27 protein-coding genes are annotated in these 26,115 nt (G+C 41.1%); 20 read left to right on the top strand and 7 right to left on the bottom strand.

What is annotated here, in order from left to right; genetic code table 11:
• Window positions 1-179: 179 nt before the first annotated feature.
• The 7 genes from MHI33_RS14045 to MHI33_RS14015 all read left to right on the top strand — a co-directional run bounded on the left by MHI33_RS14045 (window position 180) and on the right by MHI33_RS14015 (window position 7,737).
• Window positions 180-680: a YaiI/YqxD family protein gene (locus MHI33_RS14045; RefSeq protein ID WP_044139408.1), complete on the top strand. Its 501-nt coding sequence runs from the start codon at window positions 180-182 to the stop codon at window positions 678-680.
• Between the two features lie 33 nt (window positions 681-713).
• The gene (gene dnaG / locus MHI33_RS14040) at window positions 714-2,543 is read left to right on the top strand and encodes a DNA primase (protein WP_340912056.1); all 1,830 of its coding nucleotides are present in this window, start codon (window positions 714-716) and stop codon (window positions 2,541-2,543) included.
• Window positions 2,544-2,744: 201 nt separating this feature from the next.
• Window positions 2,745-3,866 (top strand): RNA polymerase sigma factor RpoD, encoded by a 1,122-nt coding sequence (rpoD, locus tag MHI33_RS14035; RefSeq protein WP_008342392.1) that lies wholly within the window; start codon window positions 2,745-2,747, stop codon window positions 3,864-3,866.
• 303 nt (window positions 3,867-4,169) lie between these two features.
• Window positions 4,170-4,529, top strand: coding sequence for a cytochrome c550 (gene cccA / locus MHI33_RS14030; RefSeq protein WP_044139406.1), 360 nt, complete (start codon window positions 4,170-4,172; stop codon window positions 4,527-4,529).
• A gap of 110 nt (window positions 4,530-4,639) precedes the next feature.
• Window positions 4,640-5,356, top strand: a complete 717-nt coding sequence (locus MHI33_RS14025) for a tRNA (adenine(22)-N(1))-methyltransferase (protein ID WP_065098414.1) — start codon at window positions 4,640-4,642, stop codon at window positions 5,354-5,356.
• Window positions 5,349-6,470: a Nif3-like dinuclear metal center hexameric protein gene (locus MHI33_RS14020; RefSeq protein WP_065098413.1), complete on the top strand. Its 1,122-nt coding sequence runs from the start codon at window positions 5,349-5,351 to the stop codon at window positions 6,468-6,470. The genes MHI33_RS14025 and MHI33_RS14020 overlap by 8 nt, the downstream gene beginning before the upstream one ends.
• Window positions 6,471-6,586: 116 nt before the next feature.
• Window positions 6,587-7,737 (top strand): IS3 family transposase gene (locus MHI33_RS14015; protein ID WP_106030396.1). Its coding sequence is split into 2 segments (ribosomal slippage): window positions 6,587-6,860 and window positions 6,860-7,737, totalling 1,152 coding nucleotides; the frame shifts between segments, so codons are not numbered across the junction.
• A gap of 60 nt (window positions 7,738-7,797) precedes the next feature.
• On the opposite strand, the gene MHI33_RS14010 is transcribed toward MHI33_RS14015, so the two are convergent.
• Both MHI33_RS14010 and vrrA read right to left on the bottom strand, forming a co-directional pair.
• Complete coding sequence (locus tag MHI33_RS14010; RefSeq protein WP_044139403.1) at window positions 7,798-8,742, bottom strand: 4-hydroxy-3-methylbut-2-enyl diphosphate reductase; 945 nt, start codon at window positions 8,740-8,742, stop codon at window positions 7,798-7,800.
• A 158-nt stretch (window positions 8,743-8,900) separates the two neighbouring features.
• Entirely contained in the window at window positions 8,901-9,599 is a 699-nt protein-coding gene (gene vrrA / locus MHI33_RS14005) for a VrrA/YqfQ family protein (protein WP_065098412.1), read from the bottom strand.
• 155 nt (window positions 9,600-9,754) lie between these two features.
• Between vrrA and MHI33_RS14000 the strand changes: the two genes are divergently transcribed.
• Both MHI33_RS14000 and MHI33_RS13995 read left to right on the top strand, forming a co-directional pair.
• Entirely contained in the window at window positions 9,755-11,074 is a 1,320-nt protein-coding gene (locus MHI33_RS14000) for a DEAD/DEAH box helicase (RefSeq protein ID WP_065098411.1), read from the top strand.
• A 9-nt stretch (window positions 11,075-11,083) separates the two neighbouring features.
• Window positions 11,084-11,977, top strand: coding sequence for a deoxyribonuclease IV (locus MHI33_RS13995; RefSeq protein WP_044139400.1), 894 nt, complete (start codon window positions 11,084-11,086; stop codon window positions 11,975-11,977).
• A gap of 47 nt (window positions 11,978-12,024) precedes the next feature.
• Here MHI33_RS13995 and MHI33_RS13990 read toward each other — a convergent pair whose 3' ends face one another.
• Window positions 12,025-12,279 carry a DUF2624 domain-containing protein gene (locus tag MHI33_RS13990; protein WP_044139399.1) on the bottom strand — a complete coding sequence of 85 codons (255 nt, stop codon included), beginning with the start codon at window positions 12,277-12,279 and terminating at the stop codon, window positions 12,025-12,027.
• A gap of 140 nt (window positions 12,280-12,419) precedes the next feature.
• Between MHI33_RS13990 and MHI33_RS13985 the strand changes: the two genes are divergently transcribed.
• The 5 genes from MHI33_RS13985 to MHI33_RS13965 all read left to right on the top strand — a co-directional run bounded on the left by MHI33_RS13985 (window position 12,420) and on the right by MHI33_RS13965 (window position 16,537).
• Complete coding sequence (locus tag MHI33_RS13985) at window positions 12,420-13,301, top strand: YitT family protein (RefSeq protein WP_003217308.1); 882 nt, start codon at window positions 12,420-12,422, stop codon at window positions 13,299-13,301.
• A gap of 135 nt (window positions 13,302-13,436) precedes the next feature.
• Entirely contained in the window at window positions 13,437-14,213 is a 777-nt protein-coding gene (locus MHI33_RS13980; protein ID WP_217012221.1) for a metal ABC transporter ATP-binding protein, read from the top strand.
• On the top strand, window positions 14,213-15,073 hold the full coding sequence (locus MHI33_RS13975; protein ID WP_003217436.1) for a metal ABC transporter permease: 861 nt from the start codon (window positions 14,213-14,215) through the stop codon (window positions 15,071-15,073). The genes MHI33_RS13980 and MHI33_RS13975 overlap by 1 nt, the downstream gene beginning before the upstream one ends.
• Window positions 15,051-15,479, top strand: coding sequence for a Fur family transcriptional regulator (locus tag MHI33_RS13970; RefSeq protein WP_003217433.1), 429 nt, complete (start codon window positions 15,051-15,053; stop codon window positions 15,477-15,479). Before MHI33_RS13975 ends, MHI33_RS13970 begins: the two co-directional genes overlap by 23 nt.
• A gap of 140 nt (window positions 15,480-15,619) precedes the next feature.
• Entirely contained in the window at window positions 15,620-16,537 is a 918-nt protein-coding gene (locus MHI33_RS13965; RefSeq protein ID WP_065098408.1) for an ROK family protein, read from the top strand.
• Window positions 16,538-16,756: 219 nt separating this feature from the next.
• Here the strand turns inward: MHI33_RS13965 and MHI33_RS13960 are convergent, their stop codons facing one another.
• Window positions 16,757-17,335, bottom strand: coding sequence for a 5' nucleotidase, NT5C type (locus tag MHI33_RS13960; protein WP_044140951.1), 579 nt, complete (start codon window positions 17,333-17,335; stop codon window positions 16,757-16,759).
• A gap of 139 nt (window positions 17,336-17,474) precedes the next feature.
• Here MHI33_RS13960 and MHI33_RS13955 point away from each other — a divergent pair, with 139 nt between their 5' ends.
• Window positions 17,475-17,837 carry a DUF308 domain-containing protein gene (locus MHI33_RS13955; protein ID WP_003217474.1) on the top strand — a complete coding sequence of 121 codons (363 nt, stop codon included), beginning with the start codon at window positions 17,475-17,477 and terminating at the stop codon, window positions 17,835-17,837.
• 43 nt (window positions 17,838-17,880) lie between these two features.
• Here MHI33_RS13955 and ispG read toward each other — a convergent pair whose 3' ends face one another.
• Window positions 17,881-18,993, bottom strand: coding sequence for a flavodoxin-dependent (E)-4-hydroxy-3-methylbut-2-enyl-diphosphate synthase (gene ispG / locus MHI33_RS13950; protein ID WP_340912043.1), 1,113 nt, complete (start codon window positions 18,991-18,993; stop codon window positions 17,881-17,883).
• Between the two features lie 105 nt (window positions 18,994-19,098).
• Window positions 19,099-19,401, bottom strand: a complete 303-nt coding sequence (locus MHI33_RS13945) for a hypothetical protein (RefSeq protein ID WP_034661318.1) — start codon at window positions 19,399-19,401, stop codon at window positions 19,099-19,101.
• Window positions 19,402-19,591: 190 nt separating this feature from the next.
• Here MHI33_RS13945 and MHI33_RS13940 point away from each other — a divergent pair, with 190 nt between their 5' ends.
• Entirely contained in the window at window positions 19,592-20,137 is a 546-nt protein-coding gene (locus tag MHI33_RS13940; protein WP_065098407.1) for a GNAT family N-acetyltransferase, read from the top strand.
• A gap of 55 nt (window positions 20,138-20,192) precedes the next feature.
• Here MHI33_RS13940 and MHI33_RS13935 read toward each other — a convergent pair whose 3' ends face one another.
• Window positions 20,193-20,963: a DUF1189 domain-containing protein gene (locus MHI33_RS13935; protein ID WP_003217320.1), complete on the bottom strand. Its 771-nt coding sequence runs from the start codon at window positions 20,961-20,963 to the stop codon at window positions 20,193-20,195.
• 143 nt (window positions 20,964-21,106) lie between these two features.
• On the opposite strand from MHI33_RS13935, the gene MHI33_RS13930 reads away from it, so the two are divergent.
• The 4 genes from MHI33_RS13930 to MHI33_RS13915 all read left to right on the top strand — a co-directional run bounded on the left by MHI33_RS13930 (window position 21,107) and on the right by MHI33_RS13915 (window position 26,055).
• Window positions 21,107-21,592: a DUF456 domain-containing protein gene (locus tag MHI33_RS13930; RefSeq protein WP_003217408.1), complete on the top strand. Its 486-nt coding sequence runs from the start codon at window positions 21,107-21,109 to the stop codon at window positions 21,590-21,592.
• Window positions 21,593-21,779: 187 nt separating this feature from the next.
• Window positions 21,780-22,388 (top strand): superoxide dismutase SodA, encoded by a 609-nt coding sequence (gene sodA / locus MHI33_RS13925; protein ID WP_007501264.1) that lies wholly within the window; start codon window positions 21,780-21,782, stop codon window positions 22,386-22,388.
• A 122-nt stretch (window positions 22,389-22,510) separates the two neighbouring features.
• A complete protein-coding gene (locus tag MHI33_RS13920; RefSeq protein WP_044140954.1) occupies window positions 22,511-23,797 on the top strand; it encodes an MFS transporter in 1,287 nt (428 codons plus the stop codon).
• A gap of 122 nt (window positions 23,798-23,919) precedes the next feature.
• Window positions 23,920-26,055 carry a peptidoglycan D,D-transpeptidase FtsI family protein gene (locus tag MHI33_RS13915; protein ID WP_340912039.1) on the top strand — a complete coding sequence of 712 codons (2,136 nt, stop codon included), beginning with the start codon at window positions 23,920-23,922 and terminating at the stop codon, window positions 26,053-26,055.
• Window positions 26,056-26,115 lie beyond the last annotated feature (60 nt).

Genomic DNA, 26,115 nt, shown 5'->3' with positions numbered 1-26,115 from the left:
TAATAAAAAATTGTGATAAAATGATTGATTTTAGGTTTAAGTTAAGTCAAGAACGAATAAACTAATATTGGCAGAAGTCAAGTGATTCTGAACATAACTTTTCGATAAAATGAGTTTTACTGTTGTTTGCTATATGGGGGAAAAGTATGGTCTTTTTGCTTCTCTAAAGCAGGAATAAGGTGGAGGGATGGAGAATTAGTCACCTGAATGAACATAAACAAGAGAGGACGATTTATGTCGATGCAGATGCTTGTCCTGTAAAAGACGAAATCCTTTCTGTCGCATCTCAATTTCAAATACCTGTGACATTCATTGCTTCATATGAGCATTTTCAAACCAAAAGATCTCCACTTGAAGATTGGCGGTTTGTAGATACACATAAGGAAGCAGCGGATTTAGTCATTGCGAACTCAGCTGCCGCGCATGATATTGTCGTCACCCAAGACATTGGTCTTGCCTCATTACTGCTTCCAAGACAGGTCATTGTACTGTCTGAAAGAGGACGGATGTACACGAACGAAACAATTGATTTTGATTTGGAACGCAGACATGTTTCCAGTAAACAGCGAAGAAAAGGTGTATATGGAAAAGGTCCCAAAAAGCTTTTAGAAGAGGATAAAAAGCGATTTATTACGCAACTACAAAAAATCCTGTCGAATCATGAAGGATTTTTGAATTAAAAGGCGAATAATGTACGACGGAGTGTTATTAGGATGAGCAAACGTATACCAGATGAACTTTTGGAGCAAATCCAAAAAAACGCAGACATTGTCGAAGTGATTGGAGAATACGTACAGCTTAGAAAGCAAGGTCGAAATTACTTCGGTCTTTGTCCATTCCATGGTGAAAATACTCCTTCATTCTCTGTTTCAGCAGATAAGCAAATCTTCCATTGTTTTGGCTGTGGTGCAGGAGGTAATGTATTTTCGTTCCTCAGACAAATGGAAGGCTACTCATTTATTGAAGCCGTTTCACATGTTGCTGATAAGTACCATATTGATTTGCCTGATCATGTAGCAAATGCTCAGATCAGCTCCTCACAGCAAGAGGGCACTGCAGATCATAAAATGATTGAAGCGCATGAGCTTCTTAAGAAATTTTACCACCATTTGCTGGTAAATACAAAGGAAGGTCAAAACGCACTCGATTATTTACGGGCGAGAGGCTTTACAGATGAAACAATTGCCAAGTTTGAGATCGGATATGCTCTTGACTCTTGGGATTTCGTGACCAAGTTTTTAGAAAAACGAGGGTTTGATCCTGTGATGATGGAGAAGGCCGGTCTTTTGATTCAACGTGAAAACGGAACAGGCTTTTTTGACCGCTTTAGGGATCGTGTGATGTTTCCCATTCATGATCATCATGGGACAGTCGTCGCTTTTTCCGGAAGATCGCTTGGTGATCAGCAGCCTAAGTATATGAATAGTCCTGAAACGCCACTTTTTCATAAAAGTAAGCTGCTTTATCACTTTCATGACGCGCGTATGCATATTCGAAAACGCGAACGGGCGGTTCTTTTCGAAGGATTTGCTGACGTCATCTCAGCTGTCACATCAGGTGTCGGCGAAAGTGTTGCAACAATGGGTACGTCTCTAACAGAAGAGCACGTAAAACTTCTCAGACGGAACGTAGAAGAGATCATCCTTTGCTATGACTCTGACACGGCCGGTTATGAAGCCACCATGAAAGCTTCAGATTTGCTTGGAAAAAGAGGATGTAAAGTTCGCGTTGCCATGATACCAGATGGACTTGATCCAGATGATTACATTCGTAAATATGGTGGCGAGAAATTTAGGAATGACATCATAGATGCAAGTGTGACATTAATGACTTTTAAGATGAACTTTTTCCGTAGGGGAAAGAATTTATCTGATGAAGGAGACCGGCTTACTTATATGAAGCAGGTACTCCGAGAAATTAGCCGATTAAACGGTTCCTTGGAACAAGAGATTTACATGAAACAGCTTGCTGGAGAGTTCTCGATCTCACTTGATTCATTAAAGGAACAACTGGAGCTGTTTGAAAAACAGCAGCGTCAAGAAGCCAAAAGCACGCAGGAAGAAAACGGGCTTGAAAAACGGCGTGCACATCTGTCAACACAGGTACGAAGAAAGCGTCTGCGGCCAGCATATGAAAATGCAGAGCGAATGCTGCTTGCTCATATGTTAAAAAGCGATGACGTGATCCGAAAAGTACTTGACAGAGTAGGGATTGAATTTAATATAGATTCTCACAGGGCGCTGGCCACGTACATTTATGCTTTGTATGAAGAAGGCAAAGAACCAACGCCGCAGCACCTGATGAACCGTATAGAAGATGATATCATCAATCAACTTCTGACGGATATATTCATGATTCAAGTTGGAGACGAACTAAGTGAAGCTGAATTAAGTGATTATGTAAAAAAAGTGTTGAATCATCGGAATTTGTCAATGATAAAGGAAAAAGAACTAGAACGTGCAGAAGCGGAGAGGCAAAAAGATTTCTTCAAAGCGGCAACACTTGCAAAAGAAATTATTCAGTTGAACCGTTCGCTGAAGTAATACGTCTAATATTTATGACAAGACTTACGGCTGGCAATGAATCCTTTACGGGAGGAGCATAAGACCGCAAGCATCTTGCCTTCATCATTATTTATTTTATTCCTATTTGCTCATCTGTTTGATAAAGAGAGAAAAGCAGGGCGGAAGCAAATCGCAAGTTACTTTAGAATTCGTTGCAAGCTTTGGAAGGAGGGATCCATAATGGCTGATAAACAAGCCCACGAAACCGAAACTGAATTAACCTTTGAACAGGTGAGAGATAAGCTCACTGAAACGGGTAAAAAACGGGGCGTTTTAACATACGAAGAAATTGCAGAGCGTATGTCTAGCTTTGAAATTGAATCAGACCAAATGGATGAATACTATGAATACTTAGGCGAACAGGGTGTAGAGCTCATTAGTGAAAACGAAGAGACAGAAGACCCAAATGTTCAGCAGCTGGCTAAAGCAGAAGAAGAATTTGACCTGAATGATTTAAGCGTACCACCGGGTGTCAAAATTAATGATCCTGTTCGTATGTACTTAAAAGAAATCGGACGCGTCAATTTGTTATCTGCTAAAGAAGAAATTACGTATGCTCAAAAGATCGAAGAAGGCGATGAGGAATCAAAAAGAAGATTAGCGGAAGCAAACCTTCGTCTCGTTGTCAGCATCGCGAAACGCTACGTCGGTCGTGGTATGCTGTTCCTAGACTTGATTCAAGAAGGAAACATGGGTCTTATGAAGGCAGTTGAGAAGTTTGATTACCGCAAAGGATACAAATTCTCAACATATGCGACTTGGTGGATTAGACAGGCGATCACGCGTGCGATTGCCGATCAGGCAAGAACAATCAGGATCCCGGTTCATATGGTGGAAACCATTAATAAATTGATCCGTGTTCAAAGACAGCTTCTGCAAGACCTAGGCAGAGAACCAACGCCAGAGGAAATTGCTGAAGACATGGATTTAACGCCAGAAAAGGTTAGAGAAATTCTTAAAATTGCGCAAGAGCCTGTATCTTTAGAAACACCTATTGGTGAAGAAGATGACTCGCACCTTGGTGATTTTATTGAAGACCAAGAGGCGACATCTCCATCTGACCATGCTGCATACGAATTGTTGAAAGAGCAGCTTGAAGATGTATTAGACACGCTAACGGACCGTGAAGAAAATGTACTGAGACTACGTTTCGGACTAGATGACGGAAGAACACGTACGTTAGAAGAGGTTGGAAAGGTGTTCGGCGTCACAAGAGAGCGTATCCGCCAAATTGAAGCGAAAGCTCTGCGTAAATTAAGACACCCAAGCAGAAGTAAACGATTAAAAGACTTCTTAGAGTAGAAACTGGACGGATCTTGAAAGAGATCCGTTCTTTCTTCATCAAAAATGAAAACGCTTTTTTCAATCTGATTATATTTTACTGAATAAATAATGAATTTGCAACGTTCTTAGAGAAAAGATGTATAAAAAATACATCAAAATGTGCTGAAGGCTTCATTTCTCATCTTTGCATCATTTTTGTCTAATCTGTGAACTTGACCAAAGTTTTGTATCATAATTCGTTTACTTTTTGTAAAATTAAAGTAGAATTAGAATTGTTTGTATAGTCTTAAAGGGGTTTTCACAAAGGGGAGGATGAAAGAAATGAAACGGAATCCACTTATACCATTTTTATTGATTGCCATTTTAGGGATTGGACTCACTTTTTTCTTATCAATGAAGGGGCTGAAAGATGAAGACAAAATCGCCTCTGGAGGCGAGGAGCAAAAGCAAGAAGAAACAGCAAATGCGACGCCGGAAGAATTGTATAAACAAAACTGTCTGAGTTGTCACGGGGAAAACTATGAAGGCGGTGCAGGTCCTGCATTAAAAGGTGTTGGAGACAAGCTTGAAGTGGCCGACATCAAGAAGAAAATTCAAGAAGGCGGCAATGGGATGCCAGGCGGGCTGATTCCAAATGAAAAGCTCGATGAAATGGCGGAATGGGTGTCTAAAATTAAATAATCTTACACAAAAAGCTCTTTTTCATCAGAAGAGCTTTTTTTCATTTGAAAACGACTTTTAATTTATATAAGATAGACAAGAATGAACATAAAAGAAAAGTAGTGATACGTATGAATGAAATGAATTTATCAAAACGATTAAAAAGAGTCGCAGACTTTTTACCACATGAGGCTGTCTTTGCTGATATCGGCTCAGATCATGCCTATTTGCCGTGCTATGCGATCCTGCATCAAAAAGCAGTAAAAGCAATTGCTGGTGAAATTACAGAAGGACCGCTTCAATCAGCGAAGCAGCAAGTACATAGACTTGAATTAGATGACAAGATTTCGGTCAGAAAAGGAAATGGTCTTGAAGCCATTGAAAAGGGCGAAGTGAATGCTGTAACGATTGCAGGTATGGGCGGAGCACTCATCGCAAGCATTTTAAATGACGGCAAGCATAAGCTCACAGGCCATGAAAGGCTTATTCTTCAGCCAAATATCCATGCTCACCACATTCGTTTATGGCTCTATCAAGAGGGGTATGAATTGATGGATGAAGTCATTTTAGAAGAGGATGGCAAAATATACGAAATTATGATCGCCGAAAAAGGCGACAAAGATAAAGCCTATGAAGGGATGTCAATTGAAACAGGCATGCTAGTTGGTCCGTTTCTTGCGAAAGAGCAAAATGATGTCTTCCGGCGCAAGTGGATGCAAGAACTTCAGCATATGGAGAAGATAGAAAGTCAAATCCAGCAGGCAGCGCGAACAGAAGAGAACAAGGATCGCCTTGAAGAGCTGCATGTAAAAATAAAGATTCTAAAGGAGGTTTTGACTGTTGGCTAAAACAGTAAACGGACATGAAATCATCCAATTATTTGAACAATTTTCACCAAAGGCATATGCCATAGAAGGTGACAAAATCGGTCTCCAAATTGGGACGTTAAATAAAAAGGTAAACAATGTCATGATCACCTTAGATGTACTAGAGAATGTGGTAGATGAGGCGATCGGAAAAAATGTGGATCTCATTATTGCTCACCATCCGCCAATCTTCCGTCCGTTAAAACATGTGGCGACAGATCAGCCAGCTGGACGGATCATTGAGAAATGCATCAAACATGATATTGCAGTATATGTGGCACATACGAATTTAGATGTGGCTGATGGAGGAGTTAATGACTTGCTTGCGGAGGCTTTAGAGCTTGAAGAAACAAGAGTGTTAGTCCCGACATATGAAGATCAAATCAAACAGCTTGCCCTCTATGTCCCGCAGGAATTTGAGGAAGCCATCCGTACAGCTTTAGGAAATGCGGGCGCCGGCCATATTGGCAACTACAGCCATTGCGTGTTTTCAAATGAAGGGACAGGCAGCTTTTTGCCATCAGAAGATGCGGACCCGTTCATTGGTAAGACCGGTCAATTGGAATTTGTTAAAGAAGTACGGATTGAAACCATTTTTCCGGCAAGTATTGAAAAACAAGTGATTCGTGAAATGATCAAAGCACATCCTTATGAAGAAGTCGCTTATAGTGTACACACGACAGACCTTCCTCCTATTCAAAAAGGGCTTGGCCGTATAGGGGAGCTAAGAGAGCCTATGACCCTTGGGGACTTCGCGCGATTTGTGAAGACGAAGCTGGATGTAAATGGTGCTCGCTTTGTAGGTGATCAGGACGCTGTTGTGAAAAAAGTAGCTGTGCTTGGCGGAGACGGAAATAAATACATTCACCAAGCAAAAAGAATGGGTGCTGATGTGTATGTGACAGGGGATCTTTATTTCCATGTCGCCCATGATGCTATGATGCTCGGGCTGAACGTAGTGGACCCAGGGCATTATGCAGAAAAAATTATGAAAGAGGGCGTAAAGGCGAAGCTTCAATCGTTATGTTCAGAGAAAAAGTATGATGTACAGCTCTTTGTTTCTGAATCAAACACAAATCCATTTCAATTTATGTAAACAAAAAACGTCAGAGCATAGGGGACTGACCCCATAAGATGAGACAAATAAAAAACACCTTCAAGTTTGAAAAAAGATCGTTGTGATCCGAAATAAAACATGGAGGTGTTTTTTCTATGGGGACAAGAGTGAGTTATCCGGTTGAAGTCAAACAGAAGGCTGTAGAAATGAGATTGGCAGGCGTACCTATGAAAGAGATCATGCAGAAATTGAATATCAAGAATAAGACGCAGGTTCAGACATGGGTGAGGTGGCATAAGGCTGGGGATACACACCGGTTCGAACAGCCTGTTGGAAAACAATATACCTATGGAAAGGGTCCCGAGTACTCTTCCGAATTAGAGAGACTGCAGGCAGAAAATCGCTATTTGAGTCAACAGAATGAAGTTTTAAAAAAGTACAACGAATTGGAAAGGAAGTTGATAAGGAAACGTCAATCAAACTGGTAGAAGAATTGTGCAAAACGATGACGGTACAGGACATCTGTGTCCATTTAGGCATCTTACGTACTTCGTATTATAGATGGAAAAAGGATCTGACTCAGAATCATTCTAAAAGACAACTAGAGAAACAGGTCGGCACGTTGTGCCGAAAGCACAAATATCGATATGGTTATCGAAAAATCACAGCCATACTAAAAAGGAGAATGCGTATTAACCATAAAACTGTTCAACGTATCATGCAGAAAAACCAGTGGCAATGCCGGGTTAAAATGAAAAAGCGTAAGAAGAATGGGCAGCCCTATGCCGTGGCCGGTAATATACTGGATCGGAACTTTCAGTCTGATCGCCCTCTTGAAAAACTAGTAACGGACATCACGTATTTGCCTTATGGACAGAAACAATTGTACCTTTCCAGTATATTGGATTTATATAATGGAGAAGTGATTGCTTTTACGATTGGTGATAAGCAGGACACAGACTTTATCTTAAACACACTTAATCAGCTCCCAGCACTGCCTGAGAATTGCGTGTTACATAGCGATCAAGGTTCTGTGTATACATCTTACGAGTATCAGAAAGCTGTTCATATAAAAGGCATTACCATGAGCATGTCCCGTAAAGGGACGCCCGCTGATAATGCCTCCATCGAATCGTTTCATTCCTCACTAAAGTCTGAAACGTTCTATCTTAACAGGATTGACCGCACTACGACCAGCATCGTAGAACGCACTGTCAAAGAATACATTTATTATTATAACAACATTCGTATTCAAACGAAACTAAACAACCAATCACCGATAAACTATCGGCAATTGGCTGTATAAAGGTGTTTTGATCCCTGTCTCAAAAACGGGGGTCAGTCCCATAGAAGCTCTGACGTTTTTTTATTTCTTTGTTTTCACGCGTGGTAGTATTTTCGAAAGAGGAACCGATCGTTCAATTTTCCAAGTTGATTCATCATCCGGCTCGTAGTTTTCTAAGAAACGGATAACTTCTTTTGTAATAGGGGTTGGTGTAGAAGCGCCAGCAGTAATGGCAACGGTATTTACGCCTTGCAGCCACTCCAGCTTGAGCTCACTTAGGTCACCAATACGGTAAGCCTGCGTTCCAGCAATCTCCATTGACACTTGTGCCAGACGATTGGAGTTATTACTTTTTGGATCGCCGACAACAATGGTAAGATCGGCTTGACCAGCTTGCTGAGATACAGCTTCCTGACGTACTTGTGTCGCAAGACAAATTTCTTGGTGGTACTCGACGTGAGGATATTTCTCTTTTATGAGCTCCATCAGATCGTGGACATCCCACTGAGACATCGTCGTCTGATTGGTGATAAGCAATTTATCTGATGTTAAATCGAGCGCCTCAATGTCCGCTTCTGATTCGACAAGATGCACCTTGTCAGGGGCTACTCCGACAGCTCCCTCTGGCTCAGGATGACCTTTTTTTCCGATATAAATAATGTCATACCCAACGGCTGTTTTCTCTGAAATGAGTTCATGTGTTTTCGTTACATCGGGACAGGTTGCATCAATGGCGACAAGACCTTTTTCTTCTGCAATTTGACGAACCTCAGGTGAAACGCCGTGAGCAGTGAAAATAACTGTTCCGCTTTCAACCTGCTTTAAAATGTCTAAGCGGTTTGGTCCGTCCAGTGTGTAGATCCCATCTTCTTCGAAGGCATCTGTCACGTGCTTGTTGTGCACAATCATACCTAATATATAAATTGGGCGTGGCAAGTTTTTATCAAGTGCGGCATTTTTAGCAATGACCATTGCATCTACAACGCCATAGCAATAGCCACGCGGCGAAATTTTAATTACATTCATTTATTCGTCCTCCTGTAGGGAAGTGCTGCTAGAGAAGAACAATATAAAAAGCCGTGAAAAAACGGCTTTTTATCATTCTCTAGCTTCCATTATAGCCAAAGTAAGCGTATATATCAAAGATTGTTATACGCAGGGGACACTTTGCCGTTAAAAGATCACTAGACATATAGTTTTGGAACAGAGCTGCCAGGTCTTTTTTTCGGTTTTGCTTCAGGAGCAGGTGATGTGTGAGGAGCTGCTTTTTTGACGAGGATGTCCTCTGGTTCTTCGTTTTCTTCTATTTCATCATCTCCTGATGCAACTTCTTTTTGCACTTCTGTTTCCTCGCCAATTTCTTTAGGTTCTTCATCTGTACTTGTTTCATCATCATCTGCACTGCCAAGCTGGCTGTACAGCTTAATCATCGCAGGCAAATTTCTGACTAAAGGACCGTATTGCTGAATCATTGGCGTAAATTGCTGCGCCATTCCGAGCACCTTTTGAACATTTCCCAACATGCTTGAAAGGGTTGCAGGATTTGCAAAGCTCTGGATTCCTTGTAATCCCGCACCACCTCCAGAAACCCCTGCTCCCCCTGCGCCAGGAAGAAATTTAGCGAGCATGCCTTTCATTCCTGCTCCGCCGCCTAGTGCACGGCTTTCGCCTCCTGGAATTCCGCCCATTCCGCGTACACCGCCTCCCTGTACAGACGGGGAGCGAGGCATCATTTGCTGAAATTGATTGCCTTGCCCTTGAAAAGGCTGTTCGATAGGAGCCTGCTGCCTCCTTTGAAAAATTCCGGGCTGTCCGCCATTTCCAAGATGCCGGCGTGAGGGACGGTGCGGCTGAAAATCGCCCATAGGCCTTTGCCCTAACATACTTGTACCTCCCTTACTGCATTCTCTTTCTCTTCATAGGTTATGCAAGGAAGCATCAATTGGTTTCCTGTAAGAAAAGCGGACATGGTTTTTTTGCTGAAAATCAGCTATAATGAGGAGATGAGCAAAAAGGCATTGCCTTAAGGAGTGAAAACATGAACGAAACAAAATTTACGACATATGAATTAAAGTCTTTTATTATAGATGCTATTCATGAACTGGGCTTTTATGAGCCAACTGATATTCAAAAAAGAATCATCCCTGCTGTGTTAAAAGGAGAAAGCGTGATTGGTCAATCACAAACAGGAACAGGAAAAACCCACGCGTACTTATTGCCGCTTATTCATTCAATTGATCCGAGCAAAGAGCAAGTACAAGTTGTGATTACTGCACCTACAAGAGAATTAGCCAATCAAATTTTCAAAGAAGCCCAAACAATCTTAAAGAAGGCCTCTCCAGAAGAAGAGATTAAAGCAAAGCTTTACATTGGTGGAACGGACAAGCAGAAATCCATTCAAAAGCTAAAAAACCAGCCGCATTTGGTTGTCGGCACACCTGGACGTATTGCTGACCTCATTCATGAGCAGGCGCTGAACGTTTACAAAGCGACATCTCTTGTCATTGATGAAGCGGATTTAATGCTGGATATGGGATTTTTAGAAGATGTGGACCGTATTGGTTCACAAATGCCAGAACAGCTGCAAATGCTTGTGTTCTCAGCAACGATTCCAGAAAAACTAAAGCCGTTCCTGAAAAAATATATGGACAATCCTAAATATGCCCATGTTGAACCAAAACGAATTACAGCTGAAAACATTCAGCATATTTTAGTCCCATCTAAACAGCGTGACAAGCTAAAATTGCTTCATGAAATGGTGACGAATGTACAGCCTTATTTAGGTATCATTTTTGCCAATACAAAAACAACCGTCGATGAAATCGCATCATTCCTACAAGAAAAAGGAATGAAAGTTGGAGTGCTTCATGGCGGATTAACGCCGCGCGAACGTAAAAAAGTGATGAAACAAATTGATGATTTAGAGTTCACTTATATTGTGGCATCTGATCTTGCAGCCCGCGGAATTGATATTAAAGGCGTCAGCCATGTGATCAACTATGAACTTCCATCTGATCTTGATTTTTATGTTCACCGTGTTGGTAGAACAGCTCGAGCTGGTTCATCTGGAATTGCGATGACTATTTATGAGCTTGCTGATGAGGATGCACTCATTCAAATCGAGAAAATGGGCGTTGTGTTTGAAAACAAAACCATTGTTCATGGCGAATGGCGAGATGCAGATGACCGCTTGAAGCGTCAAAGACGTAAAAAAGCACCTAATGAAATTGAGGAAAAAGCAAAGCGTCTTGTGAGAAAACCGAAAGCCGTCAAACCTGGATATAAAAAGAAAATGACACGTGAGATGGACAAAATCAAAAGACAGGAACGTAGAAAGTCAAAGCGTAATGGAAAGTAGGGGGAAACATTGTTGAAGATTGGTTCACATGTATCCATGAGCGGAAAACATATGCTTCTTGCAGCGAGTCAAGAAGCTGCCTCTTATGGTTCGAATACGTTTATGATTTATACTGGTGCACCGCAAAATACGCGCCGTAAAAAAATTGAAGATCTCAATATTGAAGCTGGACAAGCGCATATGAAAGAGCATGGTATGACAGATATCGTCGTACATGCACCGTATATTATTAATATTGGGAACACCGTCAATCCAGCGACGTTTGAGCTTGGTGTGGACTTCCTTCGCTCTGAGATTGAACGTACAGAAGCGCTAGGTGCGAGGCAGATTGTTCTCCACCCAGGTGCACATGTCGGAGCAGGACCAGAAGCAGGAATCCAAAAAATCATCGAAGGTTTAAACGAAGTCATCGTAAAAGGGCAAAAGGTTCAAATTGCACTTGAAACAATGGCTGGCAAAGGATCAGAGTGCGGAAGAAGCTTTGAAGAGCTTGCCCAAATTATCGACGGAGTGACACATAACGAAGCACTTTCTGTCTGCTTTGATACGTGTCACACACACGATGCTGGTTACCCGATTGTGACTGACTTTGATGGGGTGTTAGAAGAATTTGATCGAATCGTCGGTATTGACCGAATCAAGGTTCTTCATATTAATGACAGTAAAAACGTACAAGGCGCAAGAAAAGACCGACATGAAAATATCGGCTTTGGTGAAATTGGCTTCGATGCACTGAACAATATTGTGCATCATCCGCAGCTTCAAGATGTGCCCAAAATCTTAGAAACGCCTTATGTAGGTGAAGATAAAAAGAACAAAAAGCCACCTTACAAATTCGAAATTGCGATGCTAAAAGAAAAGCAATTTGACGAAGGCTTACTAGATAAAATTAAAGATCAGTAAAAAGCATACAACATCATGAGGTGCCGCTAAATGCGGCCCTTTTTTGCTTAACTTGTAAACTGATTAAACAGATCATTGACAGTCTGAGCTGTCTGTTTAGATGTAATCGCTTCTACTTGCTTAAGAAGCCGGCTACGCTCTGCATCATTAAAAATATTGACGTTTTTCCCATTCATGAGTTTGGCCACCTCAGCAGCTTGATTTGACGTTAAACTGACACCATACTGCTTCGCATACCTTAACAGATCATTTGCTGTGATCTGATTGAGCCGTTGCAGGACAATTTTTTGAATTAAAATCAATTCCATTCCTCCCCTCTGTAACAATGTATGGGCGAAAACGGAAAATGTGCAAAAAATTTTATTTTACCCTGTGAAATGATAAAATAGTAAAGTGAATAAAATGTTCATTGAAAATTTAAGATGTGTAGAGGGGAGACCGTATGGCAAATAGTAAACAGCATAGAAAGGAATCAGTGCCTCATTTTATATTTAGAATTTTCCTAATTCTAGTAGGAGCTACATGCGCAGCAGTCAGCATTGAATTATTTTTAGTGCCAAACAATATTATCGATGGAGGCATCATCGGCATTTCGCTTATTTTGGATTATCTCTTTACAGATAACCCATTCATCAATTTTGCGACGATTGTTGTCATTTTGAATATTCCATTTATGATATCAGGATACAAACATATTGGGAAAACCTTTCTGGTTTCCACAGTAATTGGGATTGTCAGCTTAGCCGTGATTGAATCTTCACTTCATCATGTAGAGGCATTTACAAATCAGCCGATCTTAGCCACTGTATTTGGCGGGCTATTACTTGGTTTTGGTGTTGGACTTGTCATTCGTAATGGAGGTTCAATGGATGGAACAGAGATCTTAGGCATTCTGCTAACGAAAAAAATTCCATTCTCCGTCGGTGAGTTTGTCATGATCGTCAATGTGTTCATTTTTATTTGGGCAGGCTTTGTCTTCGGACCAGAGCAGGCTATGTATTCTGTTATGACATATTATTTGGCAATGAAAACAATTGATGCTGTCATTCAAGGGCTTGATGAAACAAAAGCTGTCATTATCGTGTCAGATTATTATGATGAGATTTCAGATGCGATTCTTCATCGACTTGGCAGGGGAACGACAAAGCTGAGAGGGAAAGGCGGTTATACAGATGAAGAAAAAGATGTCATCTACGCCGTTGTCACAAGACTTGAAATCACAAAGCTAAAATCCATTGTATTTGAAATTGATAGTCAAGCATTTATTACGATTATGGATACGCATGAAACAAAAGGCGGTAAGTTCAAAACAGCCATTCATTAGCTTTTATTTTACTTTTTAATCTTTCTTTTATATAATGAAATGTATGTATGGACAGAGAAAATGGCAAAAGCCATTTTCTTTTTGTTGTATAAATCGTAATCATTCTTTTTATATTGATTAAAGGTGGAAAGATTCATGGCAAAGCCAATTATTGAAATGAAGGACATTTCGTACTCGTATGGACAGCGAAATGTCATAGATCACATTCATTTAACAGTAGAGGAAGGGAACTTTCTAGCACTTGTTGGACCGAATGGATCTGGTAAAACAACCTTATTAAAATGCCTGCTTGGGCTCATTAAACCACAGCAAGGTGAATTAAAACTATTTGGCACGCCTGCTTCAAAATTTAGAGACTGGGATCAAATTGGATTTGTTTCTCAAAAGGCGAATAGTTTTAATACAGGTTTCCCTGCTTCTGTTTACGAGGTCGTCGCAAGTGGATTGACGGCGAAAATAGGTTTATTCAAACGAATGAGCAAGCAGGACAAGTGGCAAGTTGAGGATGCCATTCGCTCAGTTGGGATACAAGATTTAAAGCACCAAAACATCGGGGAACTTTCAGGTGGTCAGCAGCAGCGTACCTTTATTGCCCGTGCGCTCGTCAGTCAGCCAAAGCTGCTTATTTTAGATGAACCAACGGTTGGGGTAGACCAGCGGACAGTTGAGGGCTTTTATCGGCTGCTCGAAACATTGAACAAAGAAAAAGGAATGTCTTTAATTCTCGTCACACACGACGTTGGCACCGTTTCTGATAAAGTCACCCATGTGGCTTGTTTAAATCAGACACTTCATTTCCACGGAGATGCAGCAACGTTTGATTCAATGGATGATCAGGCGTTATCTCAATTTTACGGACATGACATTCAAGTGATTCATCACGATCATCACCATCATGGGGGACATGAATAATGCTATTTCCATTTTTTCATTATGAATTTTTACAAAATGCGTTTATCGCAGGAATGCTGATCGGTTTTATTGCGCCCTTGCTTGGTGTATTTATCGTCGTGAGAAGGCTCTCGCTGATTGCAGATGCCCTCAGTCACGTATCACTTGCGGGTATTGCAGCAAGTTTATTTCTTGATAAAAAGTTTGGCCTTTTGACAGGGGTGAGCCCGCTGTACTTAGGGATGGCGTTTTCTGTTGCCGGTTCGTTATTTATTGAACGCCTGCGTTCCGTGTATAAGCATTATCAGGAACTTGCGATACCTATTATTTTATCAGGCGGTATCGGGATTTCCGTCATCTTCATTTCACTAGCGAATGGCTTTAATACAGATTTGTTTAGTTATTTGTTCGGAAGTGTCAGTGCGGTGTCGAGATTAGATCTTTGGATTGTTGTTGGGATCTCACTCGTTGTTGTGTTAGTTGTCGTGCTTTTATATAAAGAATTATTTTTACTTTCTTTTGATGAAGAGCATGCAAAGGCTTCTGGTATTTCAGCGAAATGGATTCATTTTATTTTTATCTTAGTTGTCGCACTTGTCATTGCGGCATCGATGCGTATCGTAGGTACACTACTTGTTTCTGCGCTCATGACACTTCCTGTTGCGGCAAGTATCCGCATTGCCAAAGGATTCAAACAGGCAATCTTCCTTTCGATCTTGTTCGGTGAATTGTCTGTATTGGCGGGATTGATCTTAAGCTATTATCTAGATTTAGCGCCAGGCGGAACCATTGTGATGCTGTCCATTTTGATTTTAATCGGATGTATTTTTATTGGAAAATTCAAAAGGGGGAATCATCATGAACGTACAAGAAGCGCTTGATTTATTAAAGGAAAAAGGCTACAAGTATACAAGCAAACGTGAAGACATGCTTCAACTGTTTTCTGATTCTGATAAATATTTGACTGCTAAAAATGTGCTGACGGCACTAAGTGAAGACTACCCGGGTCTTAGCTTTGATACGATTTATCGAAACCTGTCGCTATATGAAGACTTAGGTATATTAGAAACAACGGAATTGTCAGGGGAGAAGCTTTTTCGTTTTAAATGCTCTTTTTCTCATCACCACCATCATTTTATTTGTCTGACATGCGGTAAAACAAAGGAGATCGATGCCTGCCCTATGGACAAGTTAGACGCCGATCTAGAGGATTATCACATTAGCGGACATAAATTCGAAATATACGGAACGTGTCCTTCCTGCGAACCGAAGGAAGTTCACTCATAGACTCATCAAAAAGCCAGCCGCAGAGCTGGCTTTTTCTTTTGTCTTTTTGAAAACGTTTTACAAAGGGCGGCTGTTTCATTAAAATGAGAACAAGGTACTGAAGCAATTTGCGTCTTTTGGAGTAAAGGGAGGGGTCGAAAGTGGCTTATTATGTCGTGTTCGATGTAGGCGGGACGAGAACAAAACATGGATTAATGGATCAGGATGGGGAGATTGTCACGAGCGGTGACTATGAAACGAACTGCCGGCAGCTTGAACCGTTTTTAGAAGCGATGGCGGATGTGGTCAAGCAATATCAGAGAACGTCGGATGTTAGCGGAATCGCGATTAGTCTTCCAGGCTTTGTGGACAGTGAAACAGGTTATACAGAATTTGCAGGTGCCATCATCGCCTTAAATGGTCAAAATATAAAAACACTTTTAGAAGCGAAAACATTTCTTCGTGTTGAAGTCGAAAATGATGCGAACTGTGCAGCTCTTGCAGAAAAATATAGTGGCCATGCGAAAGAGTGTGACAGCTTTATTTGTATGACGCTTGGCACAGGTGTTGGCGGTGGTATTTTCGCTGGCGGTCAGCTTGTGCGAGGGGCTTCCTTTCGCGGCGGTGAATTTGGCATGATGCTGACAGAGACAGAAAATGGACAATTTACAACACTTAACAGCAGTGCTTCAACGGCTGGTTTAATTCGCAGCTATAAAGAAAAGCAAGGAATTCCGCAAAGTACTCAAATAGACGGTCAAGACATTTTTGAAAAGGCAAAGCATGATCCGTCCATTGAAAAGCTAGTGGATCAGTGGTACAAGCGAATCGCCATTGGCATTTACAATGTAGCAACTGTCCTTAATCCAGAGAAAATTCTCATTGGCGGCGGCGTAAGTGCAAGACAGGATTTGCTGTCAAACATTGAGAAACATTTACATACACTGCATGCGTGGAAGAACATTCAGGTGAAGCTGGAAACGTGCTACTACTTGAATCAGGCAGGCATGAAGGGAGCACTGTACCATTTTCTCATGAAAGAAGGTCAGCTTGTTCCATCCAAAAAGCCGATACATTAAGCGTATCGGTTTCAGCATGTAGACAAACCCTCGCACTCGCCCGCAGTCCTGCGCGCTGGTGCCCACGAATGTCAAATTCGCTCCGCAAAAGTAGCCGTCCTTCCTAGACTTTAAAGGTTTTCTATCACGCTGAAAAGAAGACAAAGGGCTAAAATAATGATCATTTTAGCCCTTTGTCAATAATCTGAGCCGATACATTTGAGTATCGGCTTTTCTACATTAATAAGCAGTTTCCAAACGCTGCTCGTATTGTTTGATCCATTGAGATGCTTCCTGCCAGTTGTTGACGCGTATAATCCTGTCATCAATGGGCATTTGATTATATGGGGAGTTAAAAAGAATAACCGGGATGTCAGCCTCTTTTGCAATCATTGTGGCATTCCCATGATGATCCTCGAAAAACACATCAATCTTGTGCTTTTGAACAGCTTCGAGCTTATGATGACCGCCAACCAGCTCAATGTCATCATAGTGCACGTGATGTTTGTGAAACCACTCGTAGGTGATATCCGCATGATGCTGCCTTCTCGCTGTAATATAGATTAGCCTGTGTTGATGTTTCATTTGATCAAGAATCTCTTTTGCGTCCTTAGCAGGCTTTGCCTGTTTATATATAATAGGCTCATGCTGATTCATCCAGCCCCAAAACTCTTCTTGAGAAATATTTAAAAGCTTCGTCAAATCATATTCTGTCATATCATCTAGTGTCATGGCACGTTGGAACGACTCATTTAAATAGGGAACAAAGGTGTCCTGCGCCGTCACTGTGCCATCTATATCAATTCCTAAACGTAACATGCCCACACTCCTCATTTTTATACTCTTAAAGTGTAACATAATCAATTCACAATTCCAGCAAGTTTTAGCAAACATGAAACAGACATTTTTGCTCATACTAAAAAAGCTCCTTTCTATTAACCAAAAGGGGGAATTGATCATGGAAAGAGACGAAGATTTCAGAAGAAATGATCGTGAAATCGACACACACTTTAGTAATGATGATGGCTATCTAGAGGAAACAGCTGCTGAAATTGCAGAGCCATATCAGGCTTCAAGAGATCGAGTAGACAGACGAGAACGTGACCAAGTAGGTGACGATTCAGGCAGTAAGGGGATAGGCTATACAGCACTCGCGATTGCGATTATCTCGTTATTTGTCTTGCCGGTGCTATTAGGAGTAGCGGCAATCGTCGTTGGTTATATTGCAAGAAGAAAAGGAGCACATGCGCTTGGCGCATGGTCAATCGGGATCGGAATTGTTTCCGTCATCCTTGGCATATTTATCACCCCGTTCTTTTAACAAGAACAGAAAAACGCCTGACAGTGACGTCAGGCGTTTTTTGTTATACGTTGGCTTTTGCTTTTTCAGCTTCCATTTTTGCATAATGCTCTTCAGCAATTTTATCGATTTCTTTTTTCAGTTCTTCGACCATTGTTTCTTCTGGCACTTTACGAACAATTTCACCTTTGCGGAACAATAGGCCTTCGCCTCTAGCTCCGGCAATTCCGATATCAGCTTCACGCGCTTCACCTGGACCGTTTACAGCACAGCCAAGAACAGCTACTTTAATCGGTGCTTTAATCGTGGAGATATATTCTTCGACTTCATTTGCAATGCTAATGAGGTCAATTTCAATTCGTCCACAAGTTGGGCAAGAGATCAGTGTGGCTGCATTTGCTGCAAGACCAAATGATTTCAACAGTTCACGTGCTACTTTTACTTCCTCAACTGGATCAGCACTTAATGAAATGCGGAGTGTATTCCCAATCCCCATATTCAAGATAGCGCCGAGACCAGCTGCACTTTTAACCGTACCTGCAAATAATGTACCTGATTCTGTAATTCCAAGGTGAAGAGGGTAGTCAAATGCTTTTGCTGCTTTTTCGTACGCCTCAATCGCTAGGTTTACATCAGATGCTTTCATGCTGACGATGATATCGTGAAAATCTAGATCTTCTAGAATTTTAATGTGGTGCAGTGCACTTTCGACCATACCATCTGCTGTTGGGTAGCCGTATTTATCAAGAATTTTTTTCTCTAATGAACCAGCGTTTACCCCAATACGGATTGGAATGCCTTTTTCTTTTGCTGCTTTTACAACCGCTTCGACTTTTTCTCGTCTTCCGATGTTTCCTGGGTTGATTCGAATTTTGTCTGCACCTGCTTCAATCGCTTTCAGTGCAAGCTTGTAGTCAAAATGAATATCGACAACAAGCGGGATGTTGATTTGTTTTTTTATGTCTGCAATCGCATTTGCTGCACGCTCGTCTGGGCATGCGACACGAACGATTTGACAGCCTGCTTCTTCAAGACGCTTAATTTCAGCTACTGTCGCTTCGACATCATGTGTTTTGGTTGTTGCCATACTTTGAATGACAACCTCATTATTTCCACCTATAGTTAAAGGTCCCACTTTGACGGGACGCGTTTTAGTACGATGTGTGACTTCACTCACTTGTCAATCGCTCCTTAGTGTACAAGCAATCATTTGCCATGTACGTCTTGTTTTACAGTTCATATTGTAACAGTCTCTCTGTATGAATGACAAGGAATTAACGTTTTATCTCTTATATACCGGAAACTTATATGTGCTGCCTGCCCGAATTTCGTTTGCTTTGACGCCTTGATTCAGCTCTTCAAAATCCTCAATGACTTCATCAAGTGGCTTGCTTGTATGGACGATAGAGACGACAGTTTCACCTTGTTTCACTGTGACCTTCTTATATGCTTTTTTCTCAGGTGTTTGAAAGGCATTTGCAGGGACAGCTGGACCTTCTTCTACGGGAATGGTGCCATTTTTTAAATCAAAAAAGATAATAAAGAGGACAAACAAACTGATTAGCAAAAAAATAATACGCCGCATTTCACTCACCGCTTTTAAGAGTTTACTTCAGTCTATGCATGTCCCGAAATGATAGAACCAACATGAGGAGAAAAGCTGGAAAGGGAGGTTCTAGTTAGTTCTAGTGAGTCTTGTATTGAATTTACGCTCGGTGGTGCTTTTTCAAGCTTCTATCACGATTATGATAAAATAAAAGCAGGGGGGAGAGTTTATGAAGAAAATAAGTCAGCATATATATGTGAGAACGCTAACAGAAAATGATGCACAATCACTACTCGCACTTGAACTTGAGAATCGCTCATATTTTCAGCAATTTACACCTTTGGTCAAAGATGATTTTTTCACGATATCTCGTCAAATTGAACGAATTCAGCGCAGTGTGGAAAGATGCGCACGGGATGAAGCCTACATGCACGGTATTTTCTTAAATGAAACAGATGCCTTAATTGGGACAATCTCATTAAGTTCTGTCGTAAGAGGTCCGGTAGAAGGAGCTTGGCTAGGGTATGTACTTGATGAAAAGCATGGCGGGAAAGGGTATATGACAGAGGCCATTCGTTTAATCATCGATTATGCCTTTGATGAGCTGCACCTGCATCGTATTGAAGCTGGAGTAAAGCCGAGTAATATAGGCTCCATTCGTGTGCTTGAAAAGACAGGTTTTGAAAATGAGGGACTCAATCGTAAAAAAGTGAAGATTAATGGCGTGTGGGAAGATCATTATTTGTTTGCGATCATTCATCCGGATGAATCATAGAGCACGCACATACATAAAAAGCTCCTCCAAGTTGGGGGAGCTTTCATATACTAAATTAATTTTTGACAAGTGGTTTATGTTTAGCGGGTATTTCCTTTACGACAAGGTATAAGAAGATAAAGTTAATGACCCAATTTAATAAAAATGAATTCGCAACAGGCGTGTTTAATGCACTCATGATGGCGAAAAAGACTGTTGTTAATGTGAGTGAGTAAGCAGAGAGCTTCCATAGCATTTGGAAGGACAGCTCTTTTTGCTGCATGCGTTTAATAAATGTACCAAGCATCGCAAGGAAAGTTGCGCTAATGAACATGAGAGCTGCAGTTGATAGATATAGCAGCACACAGATGACTGGGATAATAATCGCTTGATTCTGATTTGTGACGCGGGCAAGTTCGTCTTTTGTCAGCGTCCCACCAAGCAGCTGATACGGGATATCTGTCATTTGACCATCAATGGCAATCACAGCTTTTTCTTTTAATAATGCGATGGCTGTTTGCTTTGATTCAAGCTCACTTGCTTTTATTTTTTCAGCAGGATCAAAAATGATCGTAATGCCGTTTTCTTCTTTTTCTATCGGTTCACTTTGATCCGCTTGAAGCTTTCCTTTTTCGATTGAGAAATCAGGTAAATCTTTTTTGATCACATGCTGAAATCCTGACATCGCATTCGAGATCTCTTGACTCATATGATAACCCTGAGGAACTGCTGCGATGATCGAAAGGATAAAAATGAATAAAATCGCTTTGCCAATCCCTGTAAACCGTGCTTTAGCAATATCTTTTGGTGAATAAATGCCTTTTAACAATAGTTTAAATACGTTCAATCAATTCACTTCCTACATTCTTTTCTATTTCTCATATTGTATCAATGTCTATCTAACAAGTACAAGTATGGCCTTCATTGCTGGTTAAGATAGTGTGAATGAGGCATAATGTATACAGCAAATAAAAAGGAGGCGGCTGTGACTTGGACGTGCTGTATTGGATTCTGATCATTTGTGCATTTATCATTGCATTTGTTGGACTTGTTTATCCTATTATCCCTAGCGTGGTTTTTATGGTTCTCGGATTTATTCTATATGGTTTCTTTTTCAGCTTCGAGCCGCTGACACTGACGTTTTGGCTCATTCAAGCCGTATTTACCGCAGTATTATTTGCGGCAGATTATGTCTCAAACCTGATTGGGGTCAAGCGTTTTGGCGGCAGCCGTGCAGCTATTTGGGGAAGCACCATTGGGTTATTAGTCGGTCCTTTTGTGATTCCGATTGCAGGAATTATCATTGGTCCATTTATCGGAAGTGTTATAGCAGAGCTCCTTGTTCATCAAAAAGATGTGAAGACAAGTGTGAAAGTAGGATTAGGCTCGTTAATCGGATTCATATCAGGTGTATTTGCCAAAGGATTGATTCAAGCGCTGATGCTGGGCATCTTTTTATTTTATGTCCTTCGATAAATAGAAAAAGGGCGTTTAAAACTTTTTCTAAAGGGCTAAATACAAAATAAACACTGAAATGTTTCAGATCATGAGCAATAACATTGAAACAAGCCAATTCTTTTGATACTCTTTGAGTAGGGTGAATTGCTTGCTTACGACCTAAGGAAGCATTTCAGTACATACATTTCTAAGGAGGAATTTAACCATGGCTTTTAAACTTCCAGAATTACCATATGCTTACGATGCATTAGAACCACATATCGACAAGGAAACAATGACGATTCACCACACAAAACATCACAACACATACGTAACAAACTTAAACAAAGCAATCGAGGGTGTATCAGCTCTTGAAGATCAATCAATCGAAGAGCTAGTGGCTAACCTAAACTCTGTACCAGAAAACATCCGTACAGCTGTACGTAACAATGGCGGAGGACATGCTAACCACTCATTATTCTGGACGCTTCTTTCACCAAACGGTGGCGGCGCACCAACTGGTGAACTTGCAGATGCAATCGAAAAAGAATTAGGCGGATTTGAAAAATTCAAATCTGATTTCGCTGCAGCAGCTGCAGGACGCTTTGGTTCTGGTTGGGCATGGCTTGTTGTGAACAATGGCAAACTTGAAATCACAAGCACGCCAAACCAAGATTCTCCTTTAACTGAAGGAAAAACACCAATTCTAGGACTTGACGTTTGGGAGCATGCTTACTACCTAAACTACCAAAACCGTCGTCCTGATTACATTTCAGCTTTCTGGAATGTTGTGAACTGGGATGAAGTGGCTCGCCTTTACAGCGAAGCTAAATAAATTATTTGATTTGAAAAGACCTGCTCTTTAGAGAAGCAGGTCTTTTTATATTTTCCCTCCTTTTTTTACATATCTGCCTTTTGATGAGACAGACTATTGTGTAGAAAAGGAGAATGAAATATATGAGCAGATTAAAGAAAATGTTCGGGGACATGGATGTTACAAGAGATTTAATGCTCCTCCTCACGATTGGCGGATTATATGCACTTGCCATTGCGCTATCAAATACGTTTGTAAACGTGTATTTATGGAAACAGTCGGGGAAATTCACGGATCTTGCGATTTACAATCTGGCTATTGTTGTGCTTCAGCCCATTACATTTTTATTCGCAGGCCGGCTCGCTAAAAAAATAGACCGGGCGTTTGTCCTTCGTTTCGGCGTGATCTTCTTAGCCGCTTTTTACTTAATTGTCTTAATAGCAGGAGAGCACGCGGCCGCGCGGCTTGTTTTATTAGGGAGTGTCCTTGGGATCGGCTATGGTTTTTACTGGCTTGCTTTTAACGTACTTACCTTTGAGATCACCGAGCCTGAAACAAGAGATTTCTTTAATGGATTTCTAGGAGTCCTCACCTCTACAGCTGGCATGATCGGTCCACTGATCGCGGGTATTGTCATTTCTCAATTAACAGATGATACGGGCTATACAGTGATTTTTACTTTATCGCTAATTTTGTTTTCATTAGCGGTTGTGATGAGTTTTTTCCTTAAGAGAAGGCAGTCAAAAGGAAAATTTATCATCAAGCAAATATGGAAAGAACGCCATGCCGACGAGAATTGGCGTAAGATTACAACAGCTCACTTTTTTCAAGGGCTTCGTGAAGGGGTCTTTGTCTTCTTAATCAGTGTCTTTGTGTTTATCGCAACAAACAGTGAACTTGCTCTTGGGACATTTGGTTTGGTGAACTCAGGTGTTGCCTTTTTCGCTTATTTCTTCGCTACGCGTTTGATTAAGAAAAAATGGCGTAAGAAAGCCATTATGCTTGGCGGGCTGATTTTATACGGTGCCTTGTTCTTAATCGTCTTTCACTTGTCCTATGTATCACTTCTCATGTATGCGGTAGCCATCGCGATAGGATATCCGCTTCTGCTTGTTCCATATGTATCCTTAACATACGATGTCATCGGTCATGCAAGGTATGCAAGGAAAGCCCGAATTGAATATATTGTGGTCAGAGAGCTGTTTTTAAATGCTGGCCGTATTTGTTCCATTGTGTTGTTTCTTCTGTCTGTCACTTTACTTGGTGATGAGCTCGGGATACCTGCATCTCTTGTTGTGCTTGGAGCGGGACATACCCTCATTTATTTCTTTGTAAAAGATATTCATTTGAAAGAAAAAATGGCTGATATGAAAGAGGCAGACGGTCAAAAGCCAGTTTCTCAGACGAACCTTATTAAGGGAGAAAGGTAAAATTTCTTACCAATGGAACATCAAATTTCTAGATAAATAATAGAAAAACCGCTAAAATGATGATGGCACCTTTTATACACAAAAAGGGGTGCCATTTCTTTCTTGATAGAAAAGGTGATGTGATGAGAAACAAGAAAAACAAAAAAGACGCGAAGGAAGGGCGCAAAACACTTCCAATCCGGCTGAATTTACTATTTTTAGCTGCGTTTATTATTTTTACAGGTGTTGTTGTAAGACTCGGATTTGTACAAATTGTCAATGGAGAAGATTATAAAAAGCAGGCAGAAAAACAAGAGGATGTAAATGTCAGCTCAGCTGCTCCGCGCGGGAAAATTTACGATCGAAACTATAATACGATTGTCAGCAATAAAGCGCTAAATGCCATTACATATACGAGAACCTCGACGACTTCACAAGAAGAGCGGCTCAAAGTGGCTACAAAATTAGCGGATATGATTCATGTGAGTACGAAAAAAATCACAGATCGTGACAAAAAAGATTTCTGGATCTTAACGCATCCGAACGAAGCGAAAAAGCTTGTTCAAAAGGAATCGGAATTAAAGGGTGACGATAAGATCGCTGATGATAAATTATATGAGCTTCAGCTGAAACGCATCACGGACAAGGAATTAAATCAACTGACGAAAAAAGACTTACAAGTGCTTGCGATTAAAAGACAAATGGATGCAGGCTATGCACTTACGCCTCAATTCATTAAAAATGATGATGTGAAGCCAAGCGAAATTGCTTACGTCTCTGAGCATTTGGACGAGCTGCCAGGTGTGGATGTGACAACAGACTGGTCACGCAGCTATCCTTATAAAGGACTGCTTCGCAGTATGCTCGGCAGTGTGTCCTCAAGTGATGAAGGACTTCCGCAGTCACTTCTTGAACATTATTTATCGCTCGGCTACAGCCGAAATGACCGTGTAGGAAAAAGCTATCTAGAATATCAATATGAAGATGTCCTGCAAGGCCAAAAGGAAAAAGAGCAGAGTACAACTGATAAAGAGGGCAATGTGACAAGCTCTAAAGTGCTAACAGAAGGAAAGAGCGGGAAAGACCTTGTGCTCACCATTGATATTCAGCTGCAAAAAGCGGTTGAAAAAATCATTGAAAAGAACTTGAGAAGTGCGAAACAAAGAGGCGGGACAGAGCTTCTTGATCGTGCGTTTGTTGTCATGATGGACCCGAGAAATGGAGAAGTTCTCTCCGTTTCGGGGAAACAGATTTCAAACAAAAACGGAAAATACAAATTTGATGACTATGCATTAGGAACAATGACATCATCCTATGCGATGGGCTCAGCCGTAAAAGGGGCCACTGTACTGACAGGCTATAAAACAGGCGTGATTCACATTGGAAGTACCCAGTACGATGAACCGCTATATATCGCGCAGTCACCGCCTAAGAAATCCTATCAAAATATGGGACTCATTAATGATTTAACGGCACTCGAGCGTTCATCTAACGTGTATATGTTTAAAACAGCGATTGCCGTTGGAAAAGGGGAGTATCGTAAGAACCAGCCGCTCCCAATCGATCCGAAAGCTTTTGATACATTCCGTTATAATTTTAGTAAATTTGGTCTTGGTGTCAAAACAGGGATTGACCTGCCAAACGAAGCGACAGGCTACCGGGGAACGTCTACACAATCTGGTCTCCTGCTTGACTATGCAATTGGACAGTATGATACGTTTACACCGCTGCAAATGGCGCAATACGTTTCAACGGTTGCAAATGGCGGATATCGTTTACGGCCGCAGCTTGTGAAAGAAGTGAGAGAGCCAGATCCGCAGCGCGGCATTGGTGCTGTAACAGAATCCGTCAAACCAGACGTATTGAATAAACTAGACATGACAAGTGATGAGATCAAGCGTGTTCAGCAAGGGTTCAAGCTTGTCATGCAGAACCCAAGAGGGACAGCCTACTCGAACTTTGGCAACAAAAAGTATAACCCAGCTGGCAAAACAGGAACCGCTCAATCATTCTATGACGGCCCAATTAAAAGCAAACGCGGCACACCAACATACAACACAACACTTGTTGCGTATGCGCCTGCTGATAATCCAGAAGTGGCCATTTCCGTCGTTGTACCATGGGTGTATCAAGACTACAATCAGCGCTATCCAATTACAAATGATATCGGTGAACAAGTATTAGACAAATACTTTGAGCTAAAATCAAAACAGGAAAGCAATGATACTCAAGCGAAGAACAAAAATAAAATTGAAAATGAAACAGAAACAAATGACTAGACCTTTTCTAGGTAAAAACGCTCACTTTTTGTGGGCGTTTTTTTACGTTTTCTTCAAAAT

The organism is Bacillus sp. FSL K6-2971, from assembly GCF_038006405.1.
Taxonomy (GTDB): Bacteria; Bacillota; Bacilli; order Bacillales; family Bacillaceae; genus Bacillus; species Bacillus pumilus.
This window is presented reverse-complemented; position numbering and strand designations above follow the sequence as displayed.

What these genes read in the sequence shown, in the direction of transcription:
- dnaG (WP_340912056.1), top strand. Translation starts at nt 714, where the DNA reads ATGAGCAAACGTATACCAGATGAACTTTTGGAGCAAATCCAAAAAAAC.
- rpoD (WP_008342392.1), top strand. Translation starts at nt 2,745, where the DNA reads ATGGCTGATAAACAAGCCCACGAAACCGAAACTGAATTAACCTTTGAA.
- cccA (WP_044139406.1), top strand. Translation starts at nt 4,170, where the DNA reads ATGAAACGGAATCCACTTATACCATTTTTATTGATTGCCATTTTAGGG.
- MHI33_RS14025 (WP_065098414.1), top strand. Translation starts at nt 4,640, where the DNA reads ATGAATGAAATGAATTTATCAAAACGATTAAAAAGAGTCGCAGACTTT.
- MHI33_RS14010 (WP_044139403.1), bottom strand. Translation starts at nt 8,742, where the DNA reads ATGAATGTAATTAAAATTTCGCCGCGTGGCTATTGCTATGGCGTTGTA.
- vrrA (WP_065098412.1), bottom strand. Translation starts at nt 9,599, where the DNA reads ATGTTAGGGCAAAGGCCTATGGGCGATTTTCAGCCGCACCGTCCCTCA.
- MHI33_RS14000 (WP_065098411.1), top strand. Translation starts at nt 9,755, where the DNA reads ATGAACGAAACAAAATTTACGACATATGAATTAAAGTCTTTTATTATA.
- MHI33_RS13985 (WP_003217308.1), top strand. Translation starts at nt 12,420, where the DNA reads ATGGCAAATAGTAAACAGCATAGAAAGGAATCAGTGCCTCATTTTATA.
- MHI33_RS13980 (WP_217012221.1), top strand. Translation starts at nt 13,437, where the DNA reads ATGGCAAAGCCAATTATTGAAATGAAGGACATTTCGTACTCGTATGGA.
- MHI33_RS13975 (WP_003217436.1), top strand. Translation starts at nt 14,213, where the DNA reads ATGCTATTTCCATTTTTTCATTATGAATTTTTACAAAATGCGTTTATC.
- MHI33_RS13970 (WP_003217433.1), top strand. Translation starts at nt 15,051, where the DNA reads ATGAACGTACAAGAAGCGCTTGATTTATTAAAGGAAAAAGGCTACAAG.
- MHI33_RS13960 (WP_044140951.1), bottom strand. Translation starts at nt 17,335, where the DNA reads ATGTTACGTTTAGGAATTGATATAGATGGCACAGTGACGGCGCAGGAC.
- MHI33_RS13955 (WP_003217474.1), top strand. Translation starts at nt 17,475, where the DNA reads ATGGAAAGAGACGAAGATTTCAGAAGAAATGATCGTGAAATCGACACA.
- MHI33_RS13945 (WP_034661318.1), bottom strand. Translation starts at nt 19,401, where the DNA reads ATGCGGCGTATTATTTTTTTGCTAATCAGTTTGTTTGTCCTCTTTATT.
- MHI33_RS13940 (WP_065098407.1), top strand. Translation starts at nt 19,592, where the DNA reads ATGAAGAAAATAAGTCAGCATATATATGTGAGAACGCTAACAGAAAAT.
- sodA (WP_007501264.1), top strand. Translation starts at nt 21,780, where the DNA reads ATGGCTTTTAAACTTCCAGAATTACCATATGCTTACGATGCATTAGAA.
- MHI33_RS13920 (WP_044140954.1), top strand. Translation starts at nt 22,511, where the DNA reads ATGAGCAGATTAAAGAAAATGTTCGGGGACATGGATGTTACAAGAGAT.
- MHI33_RS13915 (WP_340912039.1), top strand. Translation starts at nt 23,920, where the DNA reads ATGAGAAACAAGAAAAACAAAAAAGACGCGAAGGAAGGGCGCAAAACA.